The sequence below is a fragment of the Thiomicrorhabdus marina genome (genome assembly GCF_017571465.1).
Taxonomy (GTDB): Bacteria; Pseudomonadota; Gammaproteobacteria; order Thiomicrospirales; family Thiomicrospiraceae; genus Thiomicrorhabdus; species Thiomicrorhabdus marina.
Window position 1 is genome coordinate 1 of sequence record NZ_JAGETV010000038.1, and the last position, 17,010, is coordinate 17,010.

At 42.8% G+C, this 17,010-nt stretch carries 11 protein-coding genes, 1 tRNA gene, 1 pseudogene and 1 riboswitch; of the genes and pseudogenes, 8 read left to right on the forward strand and 5 right to left on the reverse strand.

From position 1 onward, the window contains the following. Position 1: 1 nt before the first annotated feature. Positions 2 to 78: transfer RNA gene (locus J3998_RS12320), tRNA-Arg, on the reverse strand. Between the two features lie 337 nt (positions 79 to 415). Between J3998_RS12320 and J3998_RS12325 the strand changes: the two genes are divergently transcribed. The 4 genes and pseudogenes from J3998_RS12325 (at position 416) to J3998_RS12340 (ending at position 8,161) form a co-directional block, all read left to right on the forward strand. After that, positions 416 to 889 carry a hypothetical protein gene (locus tag J3998_RS12325; protein ID WP_208150976.1) on the forward strand — a complete coding sequence of 158 codons (474 nt, stop codon included), beginning with the start codon at positions 416 to 418 and terminating at the stop codon, positions 887 to 889. A gap of 108 nt (positions 890 to 997) precedes the next feature. Then, positions 998 to 2,131, forward strand: coding sequence for a hypothetical protein (locus tag J3998_RS12330; RefSeq protein WP_208150977.1), 1,134 nt, complete (start codon positions 998 to 1,000; stop codon positions 2,129 to 2,131). Positions 2,132 to 2,148: 17 nt separating this feature from the next. Further along, complete coding sequence (locus J3998_RS12335) at positions 2,149 to 6,399, forward strand: response regulator (RefSeq protein ID WP_208150978.1); 4,251 nt, start codon at positions 2,149 to 2,151, stop codon at positions 6,397 to 6,399. Between the two features lie 466 nt (positions 6,400 to 6,865). Beyond that, positions 6,866 to 8,161, forward strand: a pseudogene (locus J3998_RS12340) (NAD(P)/FAD-dependent oxidoreductase). 58 nt (positions 8,162 to 8,219) lie between these two features. Here J3998_RS12340 and dbpA read toward each other — a convergent pair. Continuing rightward, a complete protein-coding gene (dbpA, locus tag J3998_RS12345) occupies positions 8,220 to 9,611 on the reverse strand; it encodes an ATP-dependent RNA helicase DbpA (protein ID WP_208150979.1) in 1,392 nt (463 codons plus the stop codon). A gap of 432 nt (positions 9,612 to 10,043) precedes the next feature. Between dbpA and edd the strand changes: the two genes are divergently transcribed. Together edd and eda are read left to right on the forward strand one after the other, a co-directional pair. Next, positions 10,044 to 11,873 (forward strand): phosphogluconate dehydratase, encoded by a 1,830-nt coding sequence (gene edd, locus J3998_RS12350; protein ID WP_208150980.1) that lies wholly within the window; start codon positions 10,044 to 10,046, stop codon positions 11,871 to 11,873. After that, positions 11,870 to 12,493, forward strand: coding sequence for a bifunctional 4-hydroxy-2-oxoglutarate aldolase/2-dehydro-3-deoxy-phosphogluconate aldolase (gene eda / locus J3998_RS12355; RefSeq protein ID WP_208150981.1), 624 nt, complete (start codon positions 11,870 to 11,872; stop codon positions 12,491 to 12,493). Before edd ends, eda begins: the two co-directional genes overlap by 4 nt. A gap of 473 nt (positions 12,494 to 12,966) precedes the next feature. Here the strand turns inward: eda and J3998_RS12360 are convergent, their stop codons facing one another. Next, entirely contained in the window at positions 12,967 to 13,311 is a 345-nt protein-coding gene (locus J3998_RS12360; protein ID WP_208150982.1) for a hypothetical protein, read from the reverse strand. A 52-nt stretch (positions 13,312 to 13,363) separates the two neighbouring features. After that, positions 13,364 to 13,443: riboswitch (cyclic di-GMP riboswitch) on the reverse strand. Positions 13,444 to 13,545: 102 nt separating this feature from the next. Next, positions 13,546 to 13,869, reverse strand: a complete 324-nt coding sequence (locus J3998_RS12365; RefSeq protein ID WP_208150983.1) for a hypothetical protein — start codon at positions 13,867 to 13,869, stop codon at positions 13,546 to 13,548. A 1,006-nt stretch (positions 13,870 to 14,875) separates the two neighbouring features. On the opposite strand from J3998_RS12365, the gene J3998_RS12370 reads away from it, so the two are divergent. Both J3998_RS12370 and J3998_RS12375 read left to right on the forward strand, forming a co-directional pair. Continuing rightward, a complete protein-coding gene (locus J3998_RS12370; protein WP_208150984.1) occupies positions 14,876 to 15,622 on the forward strand; it encodes a hypothetical protein in 747 nt (248 codons plus the stop codon). A gap of 3 nt (positions 15,623 to 15,625) precedes the next feature. Further along, the gene (locus tag J3998_RS12375) at positions 15,626 to 16,321 is read left to right on the forward strand and encodes a hypothetical protein (RefSeq protein ID WP_208150985.1); all 696 of its coding nucleotides are present in this window, start codon (positions 15,626 to 15,628) and stop codon (positions 16,319 to 16,321) included. Between the two features lie 110 nt (positions 16,322 to 16,431). Here J3998_RS12375 and J3998_RS12380 read toward each other — a convergent pair. Continuing rightward, positions 16,432 to 17,010: tetratricopeptide repeat protein (locus J3998_RS12380; RefSeq protein WP_208150986.1), on the reverse strand; the 579-nt coding region annotated here is incomplete at its 5' end.

The following is a 17,010-nucleotide window of genomic DNA, read 5'->3' on the forward strand; positions in this document are numbered from 1 at the left end:
ATGGCGCGCCCGAAGGGAGTCGAACCCCTAACCGCTCGGTTCGTAGCCGAGTACTCTATCCAATTGAGCTACGGGCGCCTATTCATTGAAACGCACTGCATTTCAATGGCGCGTATTATAGGTGGTTAGCGAGGATAGTCAACTCTTTTCATCAATATTTTCAAACTTTTTCTAACACGGCTTAGAGCACCTATTTTGCATGATTTTTATCTGCATCTGAGACCAACTTTAGGCAAGAACGCTATGCGTTTACAAAGAAGTTAATTTGCTTACAACAAAAATTAATTGTAAACCCCTATTTAATGAATTAAATTATTGATACGTAAAATTGACAGGTTTGATTTTATTAAGCACAATAGATAGTAAGTAGTTTTTACCTGGCAAATTTTGCTTAGAACAGAGAGTATTCGATTCAATGAACTTCACTAATAGACAGAATTCACTAAATATCAGTAAGTGGCTTGTGCTTATACAAATAAGTTGTTTTTTGTCTCCATCACATGCTTTCGCGCAACAAAACTCTGAGTCGGTTGTTCTTGTGCATTATCCAGATGGCAAAATTGTTGAGTTCAAAGACCAAAAAGCTTACCCGCAAGATTTGCTGGATAAAATTTTCACTGCAAAAATAAAATCTTGGCCTGACGGTTTACCAATAAAAGTCTTCATCCTACCGACTAACAGCAAGGTGCATCGTAATTTTGTAGAAGAAACCCTTCATTCTAATATTTTTGAAATGCAACGCATATTGAGTCGTCTAATTTTCAGTGGTCGTGGTATTGCTCCTTTGGAGCTTAAAAACGAACAAGAAATGTTGGAAACAATACAAACCACAGCCGGCTCTATTGGTTATATTTCAAAGCATAAATTTGCGCAAATTCAGGAAGAGTGATGCGTTATGAAACCAAATTCTATAAAACTTCTACCGACTCAATTCATTAATCTCACACTTGCTCAGCGAACTAGCATCTATTTATTTCTAGCGACTCTCGGATACGGCATGCCGGCTACAGCAAAAACCTATGTAAATGGTTTTGTATCACAAGGGCTAATCTTCTCTCAAGACAATACTTTTTTGACCGAAAACTCCGAGAATGGTTCTCTTGAGTTTCATGAGCTGGGTCTAAACTTAAATTACATTGCATCACCTAAGCTGAGATTCAGCGGACAATTTCTTTCGCAAAAAGTTGGGGATGTGGTTTCCGGCAAGCCTAAACTCGACTACTTACTAGTCGATTATGGCTTTTACAATACCGGTTTAAATCGTGCTGGCATTCGCGCCGGCAGAGTGAAAACCCCTTATGGATTTTATAATGACTCTCGTGACCTACCCTCGGCTAGACCGGGAATAATAATGCCTGAAGCAATTTACTATGAAGGTTTACGAGACTTTATGGTTTCAACAGATGGCCTGAATTTATATTCAAACCATGAATTATCACAAGGTAGCTTATCTTTAGATGCATACATTGGAAAACGTAATACCGAGAATGAGTCTAGCGAACGCTTTTATCTAGGCTACACTTCCGATCAATTCGATGTGGATTATTTCAAAAAGTCTGGAATAAACATCAACTTTGAACCAAGCAATTCAAATTTCCAATTTAACTATAGCTATCTGCATTTAGAGCCGGATTTTGTTTTACCTACGCCTATAGAAATTCCAAACCAACAAGGGACAACGAGTACACTGACAGATATTGAATTCGATAGCAGAATACATCTTCTATCGCTTCTTTATGCATTACCGAAGCATGCATTTTCGATGGAATACAGCGACATCAGTAATCAAGGAGAATTCGTTGTCGACAACAGCCCAACTAAATTTAGTACTTCAGGCGAGGGCTATTATGCACAGTGGCATTGGACTCCTCTATATAATTTAGAAACATGGCTAAGATATTCTTATTACCTTGGCGATAAAGATGGCGATGAGTCCAATACTCGTAACTACAGTAAAATTAGCACTGCGGCTGTGCGCTGGCATTATTCACCAAGCTTAAACCTAACCACGCAATATGACCTCCGCGAAGGAGACGGTCTCGTTCCTATCCACGAAGGCTATGATCGAAATGACCGAAACAAATACTGGTCAACTCTTTTACTACAACTTAACTATCAATTCGGTTTTTAATCTGAAGGACGCTGAGAATGAAAGCGCATAAAATACATACAGCCGCTCTTAGCTTACAAGCTGTCTCGGTACTCATCTTCGCGTTATTCATCTGGGTGCTGGCAGAAAATCTGGTCATGCTTTTTGAAGAAATCGAATGGATTGAACAGTCTAAAAATGCCGGCACCATTATCGATACAACCAACCAAATTTCTATCGAAGACAATCTTGGTTTCAAGCTTAACCATGGCGAAAAACAATATCTAGAGCAGTGGAAAACGGAGCAAAAGCGTACCGATCAACTAATGGCAGCCTTTCTTAACAGAGAAGAAGAGTTTCGTATCCCCGGTCTGGAAATCGCATGGAATAATTACTTAGACAAACGTAGCGTAATTGAAGACTGCGCCTCTGGAAAACGCTGTTATTACTCACCATATGATGGCGAAGACATTCCACCGATTGAACTACAAAGTATTTTAGTCAATGCCAAAAAGAAAGTTTTTAATAGCCACTACTTTAACAACAACATTTCTGCATTAAGCGATTTTTCATGGCAGTTCAAAACATGGAATATTCGTTTTCACCGGCTACTAGCATTATTGGAGCTTTATAGCAAAACACCAACCAGTGAAATTCGTATCAATATTCTCAACTTAAGTTTAATGATGGAAAAAACCGGGCTGTTGCTGGATGCCGACCAAGAGTTTTTTAAACGCTATCCAAAAATGTTCGAAAAACTTGGGACCATTGCTAAAGATTACCAACTCATCAGCATTGATTATCTTCGTCCGTTAGAAAGCAATGGAAACAACTACCAATTTTCGCAAAGTTTTCCAACAGAATTTCAAACCACTCTAACCAATCACGGCTTTGAACTGCAATTAATGGTTTTCGACACCATTATGAAAGAAGTGAATGACAGCTATCAATCACGCTTCAACAATTTTTTATTCAAAACTTTCTTAATGCTATTCGGCATGATTGCGCTAACGATTTTGATTCGTTTGGTCAAACACAGCGCCTTGGAACCTCTTGCCCAAAATGAGGCCATTTTGCAAGGCGCTGCAGCCGGCATTGTGCAAATCAACGCACATGGCATCATCACTCGTGTTAATCACGCTGCGGAAAATATGTTTGGCTATCAAGCTAGCGAAATGATTGGCCAAAATATCGAAATGCTCATGCCTTTAAGCTACGCAAATCACCATCAAGGCTACATAATGAACTACCTCACGACGGGGCAAGCCAAAATTATTGGTCAAGATGATCGTGAGGTTGAGGGGTTACGCAAAGACAGCACGACCTTTCCATTAGCTCTGGCTATCTCAGAAATTAAAATGCGTGGCGAGCGCGAGTTTATTGGTATTTTGACTAATCTAACCGAACGTAACGAAGCACGTAATGCGACACAACTGCGCAATAAATTATTGGATGCCTTAAAAACCGCCACGGAATCTTCCGTGGTCAATCAAGATATTGAAAACCAATCTTGGGATAGATTACTTCAGGTAATACTTGATATCACGAATAGCGAATTCGGTTTCCTCGGCGAGGTCATTTATAAACCCGATAGCAACAAACGCTGTCTGAAACTACATGCTTTAAGCAATATTTCTTGGGATAAGAACTCACAAAAACTTTATGAAACAATTCGAGGTTCAAATGACTCTTTCTGTTCGCCGGACACCTTAATTGGCGAAGTACTTTACAAAGAGAAAACCGTTATCAGTAATGATGTAGTCAATGATCCTCGCGGTGGAAATGCTCCAAAAGGTCATCCAGAACTAAAACGCTATATCGGTATTCCAATTATGCAAGGTAACAAATTAATTGGTGTTTATGGATTAGCAAATTCGGAAATTCCATATGACGAATCCATTCTGGAATTACTGGAACCGTTCCATAGTACCTGTATCGTCATGTTCGCCAGTATGAACGAAGCAATTCTACGTGAACAGCTAATGGAAGAACTGCACGATGCAACCCAAGAAGCATTAAAAGCGAAAGAGCAAGCCGAACAAGCCACCCAAGCTAAAGGCATGTTTCTTGCCAATATGTCGCATGAAATACGTACCCCAATGAACGCAATCATTGGCATGGCCTATTTAGCTTTACGAACTGAACTTAACCCGCGCCAAAAATATTATGTCGAAAAAATTCACCATGCCGGCGAATCACTACTGAAAATCATTAATGACATTCTCGACTTCTCTAAAGTTGAGGCCGGCAAAATGGACATAGAGTTCATTCCTATGAAGCTCGAAGATGTACTAACGCACTCTGCGAGCCTCTTATCGGAAACGGTTCATGAGCGCCCTATCGAGTTATTGGTTGACTTCCATTCTAAAGATATTATTGGTGATGCCGGCTGGGTACTATGCGACCCGCTTCGCCTAGAACAAGTCATCAACAAACTGCTATCTAACGCTCTAAAATTTACCGAAAAAGGTTATGTCTGTCTTTCAGTTGACGGTAACTATAACGGCCAATTCATGCAAGTGCATATTGCTGTCGAGGATACCGGTATCGGCATGACCGAAGCACAGATGAATAACCTCTTTAAACAATTCACTCAGGCAGATGGTTCAACAACTCGTAAGTATGGCGGTACCGGTCTGGGCTTGGCAATTTCTCAAAAAATTGTCAACCTGCTTGGCGGAGAGATCAGCGTACACAGCCAGGTTGACAAAGGTTCACGTTTCTCATTCGACCTAACCCTTCCGGTCGCCTCTCAACGTAATGCAGACCAGACGATTGAAGAAAATATCACCGCACTGGTCATCGACGATTTGGACATTGTGTTAGAAACACTCGATAACTTACTGTGCTTGCACGGTATTGAAGTCACTACTTGCAATAATGTAGAAGATGCGAAAAAGCTACTTGCTGAAAATAAATATGACTTAATCTTCACTGATCTGGTCATGCCACACGAAGATGGCGAAGCACTTCTCCAATATATGCAAGAACAACGCCCTGAACTCTTAGAGAAAAGCGTTTTAGTCTCGGCTTACGACCCTGAAGTTCTTGCGGATACCGCCAAAAAATTCGGCGTGACAGACTATCTAAGTAAGCCCGTTCTACCAAAACACATTAATACCCTACTTGGTAACCGCTTCACCCATCTTTCACAAAAAAATGGGGAGCATGAGCAGCAAGATAGTTCCGAGCAGACATTTGACGGAATGCGCATACTGTTAGCTGAAGATAACCTGTTGAATCAACAAATTGCAGTGGAATTAATGGAGTCGAAAGGAGCAGAAGTTACCATCGCCAATAATGGACAAGAAGCGGTCGATATTCTTTTCAAACACCAAAACGACTACTTCGATCTAGTGTTTATGGATGTGCAGATGCCGGAAATGGATGGTCATACGGCAACGCAAACTATCCGCAAAAATCAGAGCTTCAGCAAACTGCCGATTGTGGCTATGACCGCTCATGCCATGCAAGAAGAGCGTCAACAATGTATTGAAAGTGGCATGAATGACCACTTGAGTAAACCGGTTGACCCAGCCACTTTGTATCAACTAATCGCTAAGTATTATCGCGGCACTGAATTTGATAGTTCATCTATTTCATCTCATCAAAGAAGCGATAATAAACAGGATCAACTTGAAAGTAACCCGATAGACGCTAATCAAAAAACGGTTGATTTCGAGCAAGGCTTACATCTATCCGGCGATATTGAAAAGCTGTACCATTCTGTTTTGCAACAGTTCATTAGCCGCTACGAAAACTTTGTTAGTGACTTCCAAAACTTAATCACAGCCAATGAATATGAAGAACTTCTGCGTCTGGTTCACTCATTAAAAGGGGTTAGCTCAACTATCGGAGCCAATGTATTATCCAAACAAGCTTCAAAGACCGAGCAACTGCTTAAAGATCAATCAGAAAACTGGCTAGAGCACTTAGACACATTACAACAACAACTCATTGAACTTGATCCGATTCTACAACTGAGCATACAAGATATTACTCACTACCTAGAAAATTTACCGAACAAGTCCAAACCCAAAACTGCCACAAATTCTTCAGAACCCGCTGCTAACCGTACGGGCTCGCAGCAAGAAATTAGCGCAGCAGAGCGAGAAGAAGCAACACAAGTACTGCAAGAGTTGAAAGTCATGCTGGAAAATTTTGATGGCAACACCGCCAATTTCTATGAGGCCAAGCAAGCAATTATTGAACGCGTTATCGGCAAAAAAGCCAACAATAAAGTCGCAAATTTTATTGAGAAATTTGAGTTCGACCAAGCTTTAAATGAACTAGACCAAATAGAAAAATAGGAACAAACAACACAAACGCTGTTATCAAATTACAAATATGGCTTAGGGAAGTGCAGAATAAGTCCCCATTGACTTCAGCGAGGTGTTTGAAGCAGTCAATTCTAGGCAGGTTTCGCAAAGCATAGCCATCGCTCTGGTTAACAAGCCTAACAACGAAGTGACGCTTCCAAACCTCGCCCGTAGGGGCTTTGCAAAATTTGGCTAAGCGGTGTTATCTCTTTTTGTCAGGTCTAGACATGACGGCAAACAGACGCCTTGCTTAGCCTAAATTTTACTTTGCCTGAAGCCATTTGGACTTGTTCTGCGTTTCCTTAGATAAGAACGATGTTTTAAAACAACTTTTCCGACACAGCAATCATTTGTTACATTTTTATGACAATTACTAATTCTAACTATCCGGCTATTTATTTCCCTCGACAAGCTTGCTTTAATCAATGCAATGCAACTCGTTTTCACGGAGGGCAAGATGGCAGAAAAACCTAAAATACTCATTGTCGGCGGTGGTGCTGCTGGCCTGGAACTCGCCACTCGGCTGGGTAAACTGTTGGGAAAAAAAGGCTTAGCACAAATCAATCTGATTGACGCTAAACGCACCCATCTTTGGAAACCGCTACTGCATGAAGTCGCTTCCGGCTCAATGGACACCGGCCGAGAAGCACTTAGTTATCGCGCTCATTCGACTGAACATAATTACTATTTTCACCTTGGTACCTTAGCCTCATTAAATGCCTAACAACAGAGCATTACCCTTGCTCCCTTATTGGATCATCACGGTAAAGAGCTATTACCAAGCCGTAGTATGGACTACGATTATCTAGTTTTAGCCTTAGGAGCTCACGGTAATGACTTTGGCATTAACGGCGTACGTGAGCATTGCTATACCCTCGACAGTTATGAGCAAGCCGAAGATTTTCATCTCGGTTTATTAAATCGGTTTTTACAGTTCTCTGAAACCGCAACCCAACAAGAAAAGGTCAAAGTAGCGATTGTCGGCGGCGGCGCGACCGGCGTAGAACTTGCCGCCGAACTCTATTACACCGTCGACCGCCTAGAGCAGTTTGGCGTTCATAAAATCCGCCATCAAACTTTAGATGTGACCTTAATAGAAGCGACCGATAGAATTTTGCCGATATTACCGGAAGACCTTAGCCGCAAAGCGGAAAAGACCTTAACTGACCTAGGGGCTAAGATAAAAACCAATGTAATGGTAAAAGGTGTGCAAGAAAATCTGCTGCTCACCGAACACGAGAGTATAGAAGCGGATTTGATTGTCTGGGCAGCTGGTGTACAGGCACCAGCTTTTTTGAGTCAGCAAAATCTACCGACTAACCGCATTAACCAACTCGAAGTACAAAGCACCTTACAAGTTAAGGGGCAACAAAATATCTATGCTATCGGCGATTGTGCTTTTTTATTACAAGATAACCAACGCCCAGTTCCAGCCACCGCACAAGCAGCGCATCAAATGGCGAAAACCTGTGCCAGTAATATTTGTTCACAAATCAATAAGCAAACCCTTCAGACATTTACTTACCACGACCATGGCGCTTTGATTTCCCTCAGCCATTTCCAAGCACTGGGCAACCTTCTCGACCAATTGCTAAAACGCAACTGGATGGTGGAAGGCAAGGTCGCCCGTATGGCCTATGCCAGCCTCTACCGGCAACACCAGTATGCGCTTCACGGCTTTTGGAAAACCTTTTGGCTTTGGCTTGTCAACCTAATGGAAAAACGTATTAAGCCCAAACTTAAGTTGTATTGATATTGACTGACTATTCAGAAATCACTCTATAAGCCAGAAAGCTCTATTTTACGTTTTCTTAAATACTCAAAAAACGCGCTCGAATTTTCTTGCCCTTCATTTTGCCGTGGTTCAATTTATTTAGCGCTTTCTGGCTGGATTTTTTATTCACGGCAACAAATGATCGCATCGCGGTAACCTTAATTTTTCCGACTTCATCGCCGGCAATACCGCCCTCTCCAGTCAAAGCACCTAAAATATCTCCCGGACGAATTTTCTGCTTTTTACCGCCGTCAATTTGCAGTGTCACCATCGGCGCACGACGTGGCGTTTGGTTTAACACCTCCTTACCCGGCAAAGCTTCTGCGACAATCTCTTGGCCGATAGCCTCTTCCAATTGGGCAATCTTGTAGCTCTGTTTATCGGTAAACAGTGAGCAGGCAAAGCCGTTTTTACCGGCTCGACCGGTTCTGCCGATACGATGAATATGCACTTCGCTATCATGCGCTAACTGATAGTTGACCACCATCTCAACCGAATCAATATCCAAACCACGCGCCGCGACATCAGTCGCCACCAAAATCGTCGCACTCTGATTGGCAAATTGAATTAATGCAACATCACGTTCGCGCTGTTCCAAATCGCCATGCAAGGCAATAACACTGAAACCATCCTGCGCCAACTCTTGCGCAAGGCTCTGCACCTCTTTTTTCATATTGCAGAAAATCACTGCCGAGGTCGGTTGTTGTGCCATTAACAACAGTTTCACTGCTTGCTGGCGTTCAAACTCATCCGTAACTTGATAGAAGTGCTGGCGAATCACGGCCTCGTCATGCACCGATTCAACTTTGACATGCTCAGGGTCACGAAGAATATGTTGCGCCATACTCTGAATCGAATCCGGAAACGTGGCACTGAACAACAAGCTTTGACGGTCATCCGGCGTCTGTTCGATAATGGCATCCAAAGACGCTTCAAAGCCCATTTCCAACATTCGGTCCGCTTCATCCAGAACCAGCACATTCAAATCGTCTAAAGACAGCGTTTCGCGGCGTAGATGATCTTCGATACGCCCCGGCGTGCCTACCACGATATGCGCACCATACTCCAAAGATGCTGCCTGTGGCTTAAACGGCGAACCACCGCATAAGGAAAGCACTTTAACGTTTTCGATGGCACTGGCTAAACGACGAATCTCAGTCGCGACCTGTTCCGCCAGCTCACGTGTCGGGCATAGAACCAATGCCTGAGTCGTAAAACTTCTCGGTTCAATATTCTGCAAAATCCCCAAAGCAAACGCGGCGGTTTTGCCCGAGCCGGTCTTGCCTTGTGCAATCAAATCTTTTCCCGCCAAAAGGCTCGGCAAACTCTGCGCCTGAATCGGCGTCATACTTTGATAGTTTATGCTCGCAAGCGAGGTCAATAATTCTGGGCGTAAACCCAATTCAGAAAAAGAAAGAGAAGTTGTCACGGGTCAGCCTGCTCACCAAAAAGGTAGAAATGGAAATTAGGCGAGATTATAACGTGTTAGATGCTTTAAGAGTCTTCATTCAGTACGAGCTTGCAAAACCATTGTCATCCTTAGACTGCTCATACTCCTATAACGCCTGTAAACGCCATTTTTCAAATTATTAAGTGATTCAATTTATGACGATTAACCGTTATCCATCTGGCACAGATAATCCTGTACCTTTTGGTGCAATTGCACTATCAATTAGAAAGAAACCGCCCCCAAATTAACTAAAATGCCTTTCAAAACACATCAACAATGAAAAATTTTCCTTATAAAACAATGAATAAGACTTCTTAAGACAGCTCTTATATTTATTGGTCTGCTATCTGCTATGGATTTATTTATCAGCCTAACTTGGGGCAAGCAACCATAAAAAATAATGGAGTCGCGATGAATAAAGGAATCTTAGAAGTTACCGAACGTATTATCGAACGTTCGAAACAAACACGCGAAATTTACCTGCAACGCATTGCCGAGGCCAAGTCTTCGCGCGTTCATCGCGCCTCATTAGGTTGCAGCAACTTAGCGCACGTCATGGCAGCGGAATCCAGCGAAGATAAAGCCACTATGTCGGCAATGCGGGCTCCGAACATCGGTATTATCACCGCCTATAACGACATGCTTTCTGCGCATCAACCATTTGCAGATTTCCCACCGAAAATCAAAGCCGCCCTTAGAGAAGTCGGAGCAACTTGCCAAGTCGCTGGCGGGGTTCCTGCTATGTGTGATGGTGTGACGCAATCTCAACCCGGTATGGAGCTCAGTTTATTTAGCCGCGACGTGATTGCTATGGCGACTGCCGTCGGCTTGTCGCACAACGTTTATGAAGGCGCTATCTATCTTGGTGTATGCGATAAAATTGTTCCGGGCTTAGTCATCGGCGCGTTGACTTTTGGTCATTTACCAGCGGTATTTATTCCTGCCGGGCCAATGCGCTCAGGTATCAGCAATGCCCAAAAAGGCAAGGTTCGCCAAGAATTCGCACTCGGCAATATCGGCAAAGACGTGCTACTGCAAAGTGAATCAGCCTGTTACCACAGTAGCGGCACCTGTACTTTCTACGGCACCGCCAACTCCAACCAGATGATGATGGACGTCATGGGGCTACATTTGCCGGGCGGTACTTTTGTCAATCCAGACACCCCTTTGCGTGAAGCTATCACCATCGGCGCCGCGCAGCAAGTCAGCACACTCACGCAACTCGGTGATAACTATATGCCGGTCGGTCGCATGCTGGATGAACGCAGTTTCGTCAACGCCATTGTCGGCTTAATGGCGACCGGCGGTTCCACTAACCACACCATGCATCTTATCGCTATGGCCAAGGCTGCCGGCATTCAACTTAATTGGCAAGATTTTGATGACATCTCAGCGATTACTCCGCTGATTGCCCGCCTCTATCCAAACGGCAGTGCCGACGTTAACCAATTCCATGATGCAGGCGGCATGGGATATGTCATCGGCCAACTGCTTGATGCCGGTTTGTTGCATGAAGACGTTAACACCATTATGGGCAAAGGCTTACGCGCTTATGCCACTGAAACCTCAATTGAAGACGGTAAGCTGACTTGGAACCCTGCGCCAATCGAATCACGAGATCCGACAGTGCTTTCCACAGTCGACGAGCCTTTTGATCATCACGGCGGTCTAACTATGTTAGACGGCAACCTTGGGCGCTCTGTTATTAAAACGTCTGCTTTAAAACCTGAACAACTGCTTATTGAAGCACCTGCCATTGTTTTTGAATCTCAAGATGAACTGCAAGCCGCATTTAAAGCGCATGAACTCGACAAAGATTTTATCGCCATCGTGCGCTACCAAGGGCCGAAAGCCAACGGTATGCCGGAACTGCACGGCTTGATGGCTCCGCTCGGTGCCTTGCAAGACAAAGGTTTTAAAGTCGCAGTGGTTACAGATGGACGAATGTCTGGAGCCTCCGGCAAAGTACCGTCTGCCATCCATATGACCCCGGAAGCCTTAGATGGCGGTCTCTTGTCCAAAGTTCAAAACGGAGACTTGGTGGTATTGGATGTGGAAGCAAAAACACTTGAAGTCAAAGTCCCGGCAGAGGAATTCGCAGCGCGTGCAGAAGCTAGACCAGATTTGTCACATGACCGTTTTGGCAGTGGCCGTGAACTATTTTCATCCATGCGCCATTACGTTGGCAGCGCAGAAATGGGTGCGAGCATTTTTGACTCAACAGGAGAAGAACAAGCATGAAAGCTTTAGATGTTTTAGGAATATCCCCGATTGTTCCCGTTGTCGTTTTGGATGACCCAAAAGATGCTCTGCCACTCGCCGATGCTTTGCTAGAAGGCGGGATTGCGGTAATGGAAATCACTTTGCGAAGCGATGCCGCGCTATCCAGTATTGAACAGATTGCCAAAGCCCTGCCGGAAATGAATGTCGGCGCCGGCACAGTTATCAACCCCGAACAGATGTTGGCGGTGAAAAATGTCGGCGGTAAATTCAGCTTTAGCCCTGGCATCAGTAACGGCTTACTCGAATGTGCAAAATCAGAAAATATCGCTTTTATTCCCGGCGTAGCCTCAGCGAGTGAAGTCATGTTGGCGATTGAGAATGGAGTCGAAGGCTGCAAGTTATTTCCTGCCACCGCAGTCGGCGGTATTGAATTGCTCAAAGGTTTTGGCGGACCATTCGGCGATATGAAATTTTGCCCGACCGGTGGTGTCAGCCCGAATAATATGAATGACTTTCTCGCCCTGCCAAACGTGCTTTGTGTTGGCGGAAGCTGGATCGTTCCAAAAGCGAGCGTTTCTAGTGGCGATTTTGCTCACATCACCAAACTTTGTAAAACAGCACTGGCAGACATTAAATAAACATCCTCATAGCCTAAACGTTAAAATAGACAATCAACTATTCTGTATCCCCCTTTGTTTGAAGGTATGCATCAAATTCTTACTCAGGGGATAGGCACCCCTTTCGCGTTACCCATCGCCAAACTAGCTTATCAGTGCCGTGATTCTGCTTTTAGCTTGCTTGTCTTTAACTTGGGGAAACGCAGAACAAGTCCAAATGACCTCCAGCATAGTAAAATTTAGGCTAAGCAAGCTGGCCTTTTTCGGTCATATCTAGATATAGAAAAAACGGCCAATACCCCATAAAAAAGGCTCCTACCGCATATACGTTAGTTTTCATACAAGTAATAAAGTTGAGGAAATACAGGTGATAAGTAACGCTAATTTCTGAGCTCATTAGCGAGTATTAGAGCTAATCAAAAACAGGAAATAATATAAACTCCTGACTCCCCAAGAGAAATCAGGAGGATGATTAACTAATTGAAAGTAATTCATTAATAATCAATTTTGTAGAACATTTTAAACTTAACAGGCCCAGAAATATGGTGACTGTCATCAGATAGGTTTAGTGCTTGTTTAAAGTCTAGTCCTAAATGCCAACCGTCTTTTTTAATTCCTTTATCAAAGCGAACCAGTTCGATAACTCCTGATTTGACTTCAATGCTGTTGACCGTTTGAATAAGTTTTTTACAAGTTTCATTGCTACAAAACGAGCTATTGAAAAACTTATTAGTTTCATTTGCGTGTACCTCAGAGACAGAAAAAAATCCTGCAATGAGTAAAGAAGACGTTAACGAAAACAATACACGTTGGATGGTTAAATTATTATTGACGTTCATCACATTTACCTCTGGCTATACCAATGGAAACATGTAATAAAGTCAGAACCGAAATTGCAACCTGGCAATCTCGACTAATCGAGACCCATGGCTTTCCGTCCCTGCTTCACAACAAGTTTGGCTGAATAACAATGCAAATCCAATAACACTCGGGTTTATTAAGTGAATTGAATAATACCTCGCCACTGAATAGTAAGTAAAAAAACCTACCTAACACCTTATTATTCAGTAATTTTACGCATAGTCAATTTTTTTTACACGATATGCATCATCGTCACACAAACAAAAAATAGTAGGATAAAAAAATAAGACGGGAGTTGCTGAAATAACGCTAACCGGTTGATTAGAAATAAAAAAACCCGCTTCCTTGCGGTTGCGGGTTTCAGGTGTAATGGCGGAGACGGAGGAATCCAAATTAATCAATAAAATTACAAAAAAATCAATAATATAAAAAAAACAAATTCCTATAGGGTAATAAAAATGGTAATAAATTATAAAAATACCCCCCTCCATTAGAAAATTAAAGAAATCTAAAGAAACGCCTAACAAGTCCCTCATTTTTATCTCTGTAAGATAATTCGCCCTTTTGACTATTTTGGAATAGGTTTCATGACTCAACTCAGCTTTTCAGACAGCGAATTCACGCAAAAGAAGCATTAGACTCGTAAGCAAGTGTTTCTTGGTCGAATGGAAAGGCGAATGCCTTGGAAATGAGTAGTTCAGGACTTCGCTTGGCAGTTCATGCGAGGAAAGCATCTTAGTTTTTGGCAATGCACAGTAATGATAGAAGGATAAGTTTTGACTTCATTTATAGTTAACTCTTTTAATTAAACCAAATAACTACTATACAAGATTCATCATAATTTATGGTATCAGATGCCAAGCGAAGCGCGGAAAAATCGCATTGCGATTTTGGAGGCCAAGCCGTAGGCGCGGCGGTGCGTTCAGCACCAGAGAAAGTGAGCCCAAGCGAGCTTGGCAAAGTCCCAAGACTCGCAGACCGCCCTAGCGGTCGGAGGTGAGAACGGAGTGCGCCCACGCGCACGAAATGGAGAACCGCGCCTACGCGGTTCGACAGGGTTCGAGAACAAGAAACTCCCCAGAGTTTCGATGTGGCTGCCGTCGGGCGTGCTCCCTATGGAGCCGCCGACCACGCTCTTCAGGGAGAGGACATAAGAACTCGAACCCGTCGAAGAGGGTGGTCGGCGGCGACAGCCCCGACGGCAGGCAAGATACAGCGGCGTCCAGCCGATTTATCGCGCAGGGAGTGCGACAGCATGACCAAAGGCAAGGCTTTTGCGTTCAGCAAAACCGCGCAACCTCGAAAGAGGTGAAGCTTCAAGCAAAAGGCGTCCAGCCTATTTGCGCGGAGCCTAAAGACGCAAGTCTTTACGGCGTAGAGGGAGTGGAATTCTTAATTCAATTCAGCACTATGGTTCCTCTCCTGACCTAACCATCACTCGCAGAATGCATTGGTTACCTCTGATACGGAACTTTTTTCTTCCTTAATGAAACATCGACACTTATATAAGTGCGACGATGAAAATCCTTAAAGGGGAAATACATGCAACTAAACCCACCAAAACATCTGTTTTTATCATACGAAGTAGCAGAAATGAAAAACCCGAAACTCAACTCTAAACTAGGAGAGTTGAGGGCGATTGTAGTAGCAGACTGGCTCTACAGATGGCGCTTTTCTTCACAAGAAGTCTTGATTTCACTATTAACAAACGGTGAAAAATCAAGAGAAAGAACCGCTAGAGATGCCTTAAACCGATGGGAAAAACGAGGATTAATAAGATCTTTTGCGCTACTAACTCCCATCTCAAAAAAAGGTTTCGTGTTACGTAAAGACGGCATTTTTATGCTTTCTTTAGCAATGCCTAACACTGAATTTTCTAAAGCATTTACAGACACATCAAAGCTGACTACAAGCTCAAATATCGTCCACGACCTTTGCTCTCAAAAGGCATTAGTCAGCCAATTCCACAAAGGTAAACGTCTCAATTATGCTTCTGAGTGGGAATTGAGAAACGGAAAAAGCGGCAAGATTTTTGACTTAATTATCGAAAACGAGCTCGGCAAACGTTTCGGGTTTGAAGTCGAGATTACCCCCAAGCCATTGAGCAGGTTGCAGGATGCTTTTGGAAAAATCGAGAATGCTTTAGATAAACAAATCGTTCAACAAGTGATTTATTTTTGCGCAACTAACGGTATACAAAAATCAGTACAAAAACAAATAAACAAGTCAGGATTGCAGCATCAAGTTCAAACCCAAGTACCAGACTTTCTTAAACAAATGTGGAGGTAAACCATGAAAAATTTGATATTAATCCTGTCTATTTTATTTCTTTTATCGGGCTGTTCTTTAAGTGAGGATGATGAAGGTATCAGAAAAACCGAGTGTCAATTAAAAACCCAAAAAGCTCTCGATGCACATCAGATAAAGCAAAATAATCAACTCGAACTGAACGAGCAATACATAAAAAGCCTTAAGAACCGAATAACTGTATTTGAAAAAAATGGAGAATATAATGATAGACTCTTAGCAGAATTTCTTTACTGTGACAAGGTTAATTGGCTAGGCCAATGGATCACTCTTTGCAATAAATCGAGAGTCCAGCAAGGCCGAGAAATTGCTAAAAGTCACTTTGCGCCGATACCTAATCGACTTTTAAACTTATGGATTAATTTTTCTATACGAGTCGCTTTCATAATAATTGCAATCTTTAGTATTGCCTTAATCGCTTACACATGGCTACCCTCAGTTGCCTTAAAAATAAGACAACTTATGACATTAAAAGAGCAAATTTTGATATACGACATGGTTTTCATGGACTACGAACAAAAGCTTGAAACTAATAGAAACGAAAGAGAAATTCTTCATAGCCATATCAAGTCCTTAAGAAATCAAAAAAAGCAATTACAAGGCGTTAACAAACAATTGACAGAAGACATAACCAGTAAAAAACTGGAAGAAAAAGAGCTTAATGAATTTAGTGACTTTTAATCTAATAACTCAGACTGAATCTTATGTGTAGTAGTTCAGACTTGATCTGACAGTTGCCCGTTTTGAGTCAGTGACTGTCAGATCAAGTCTGAACTACTACAGCTAAATGACTATCTCTTATTCAGAATGGCGTAATTCTCACATCCAGTAGCTTCTCCATTGTCACACGCCTTTCCAAACCATTCTTTTGCCCTGCGGTCATTTTGACTTATACCTTGTCCTTTGACATACATAACCCCAAGATTGTTTTGCGCCATGGCATACCCTTGCTCGGCGGCTTTTGTGTACCACTCCACTGCTTTGAAGTAATCCTGTTTAACGCCTTCCCCACTTTCATACATCTGCCCAAGCTTGTGTTGCGCACGGACAACTCCTTGCTCGGCGGCTCTGCTATACCACTCGATCGCCTTGAAATAATCCTGCTTAGCTCCTCGTCCGAATTGATAAAGATTCCCAAGATTATATTGCGCACTGGCATGGCCTTGCTTAGCGGCTTTGCTATACCACTCCGCCGCTTTGAAGTAATCCTGTTTAACACCTCGTCCGTCGGCATACATAACCCCAAGATTGAATTTCGCACTGGCATACCCTTGTTTGGCGGCTTTTGTGTACCATTCCACTGCTTTGAAGTCATCCTGTTTAACACCTTGTCCATTGGCATACATCACCCCAAGATCGTATTGCGCATC

Excerpts from the sequence above, each read along its gene's own strand:
- J3998_RS12325 (WP_208150976.1), top strand. The coding sequence starts at position 416 with ATGAACTTCACTAATAGACAGAATTCACTAAATATCAGTAAGTGGCTT.
- J3998_RS12330 (WP_208150977.1), top strand. The coding sequence starts at position 998 with ATGCCGGCTACAGCAAAAACCTATGTAAATGGTTTTGTATCACAAGGG.
- J3998_RS12335 (WP_208150978.1), top strand. The coding sequence starts at position 2,149 with ATGAAAGCGCATAAAATACATACAGCCGCTCTTAGCTTACAAGCTGTC.
- edd (WP_208150980.1), top strand. The coding sequence starts at position 10,044 with ATGAATAAAGGAATCTTAGAAGTTACCGAACGTATTATCGAACGTTCG.
- eda (WP_208150981.1), top strand. The coding sequence starts at position 11,870 with ATGAAAGCTTTAGATGTTTTAGGAATATCCCCGATTGTTCCCGTTGTC.
- J3998_RS12360 (WP_208150982.1), bottom strand. The coding sequence starts at position 13,311 with ATGAACGTCAATAATAATTTAACCATCCAACGTGTATTGTTTTCGTTA.
- J3998_RS12365 (WP_208150983.1), bottom strand. The coding sequence starts at position 13,869 with ATGAGGGACTTGTTAGGCGTTTCTTTAGATTTCTTTAATTTTCTAATG.
- J3998_RS12370 (WP_208150984.1), top strand. The coding sequence starts at position 14,876 with ATGCAACTAAACCCACCAAAACATCTGTTTTTATCATACGAAGTAGCA.
- J3998_RS12375 (WP_208150985.1), top strand. The coding sequence starts at position 15,626 with ATGAAAAATTTGATATTAATCCTGTCTATTTTATTTCTTTTATCGGGC.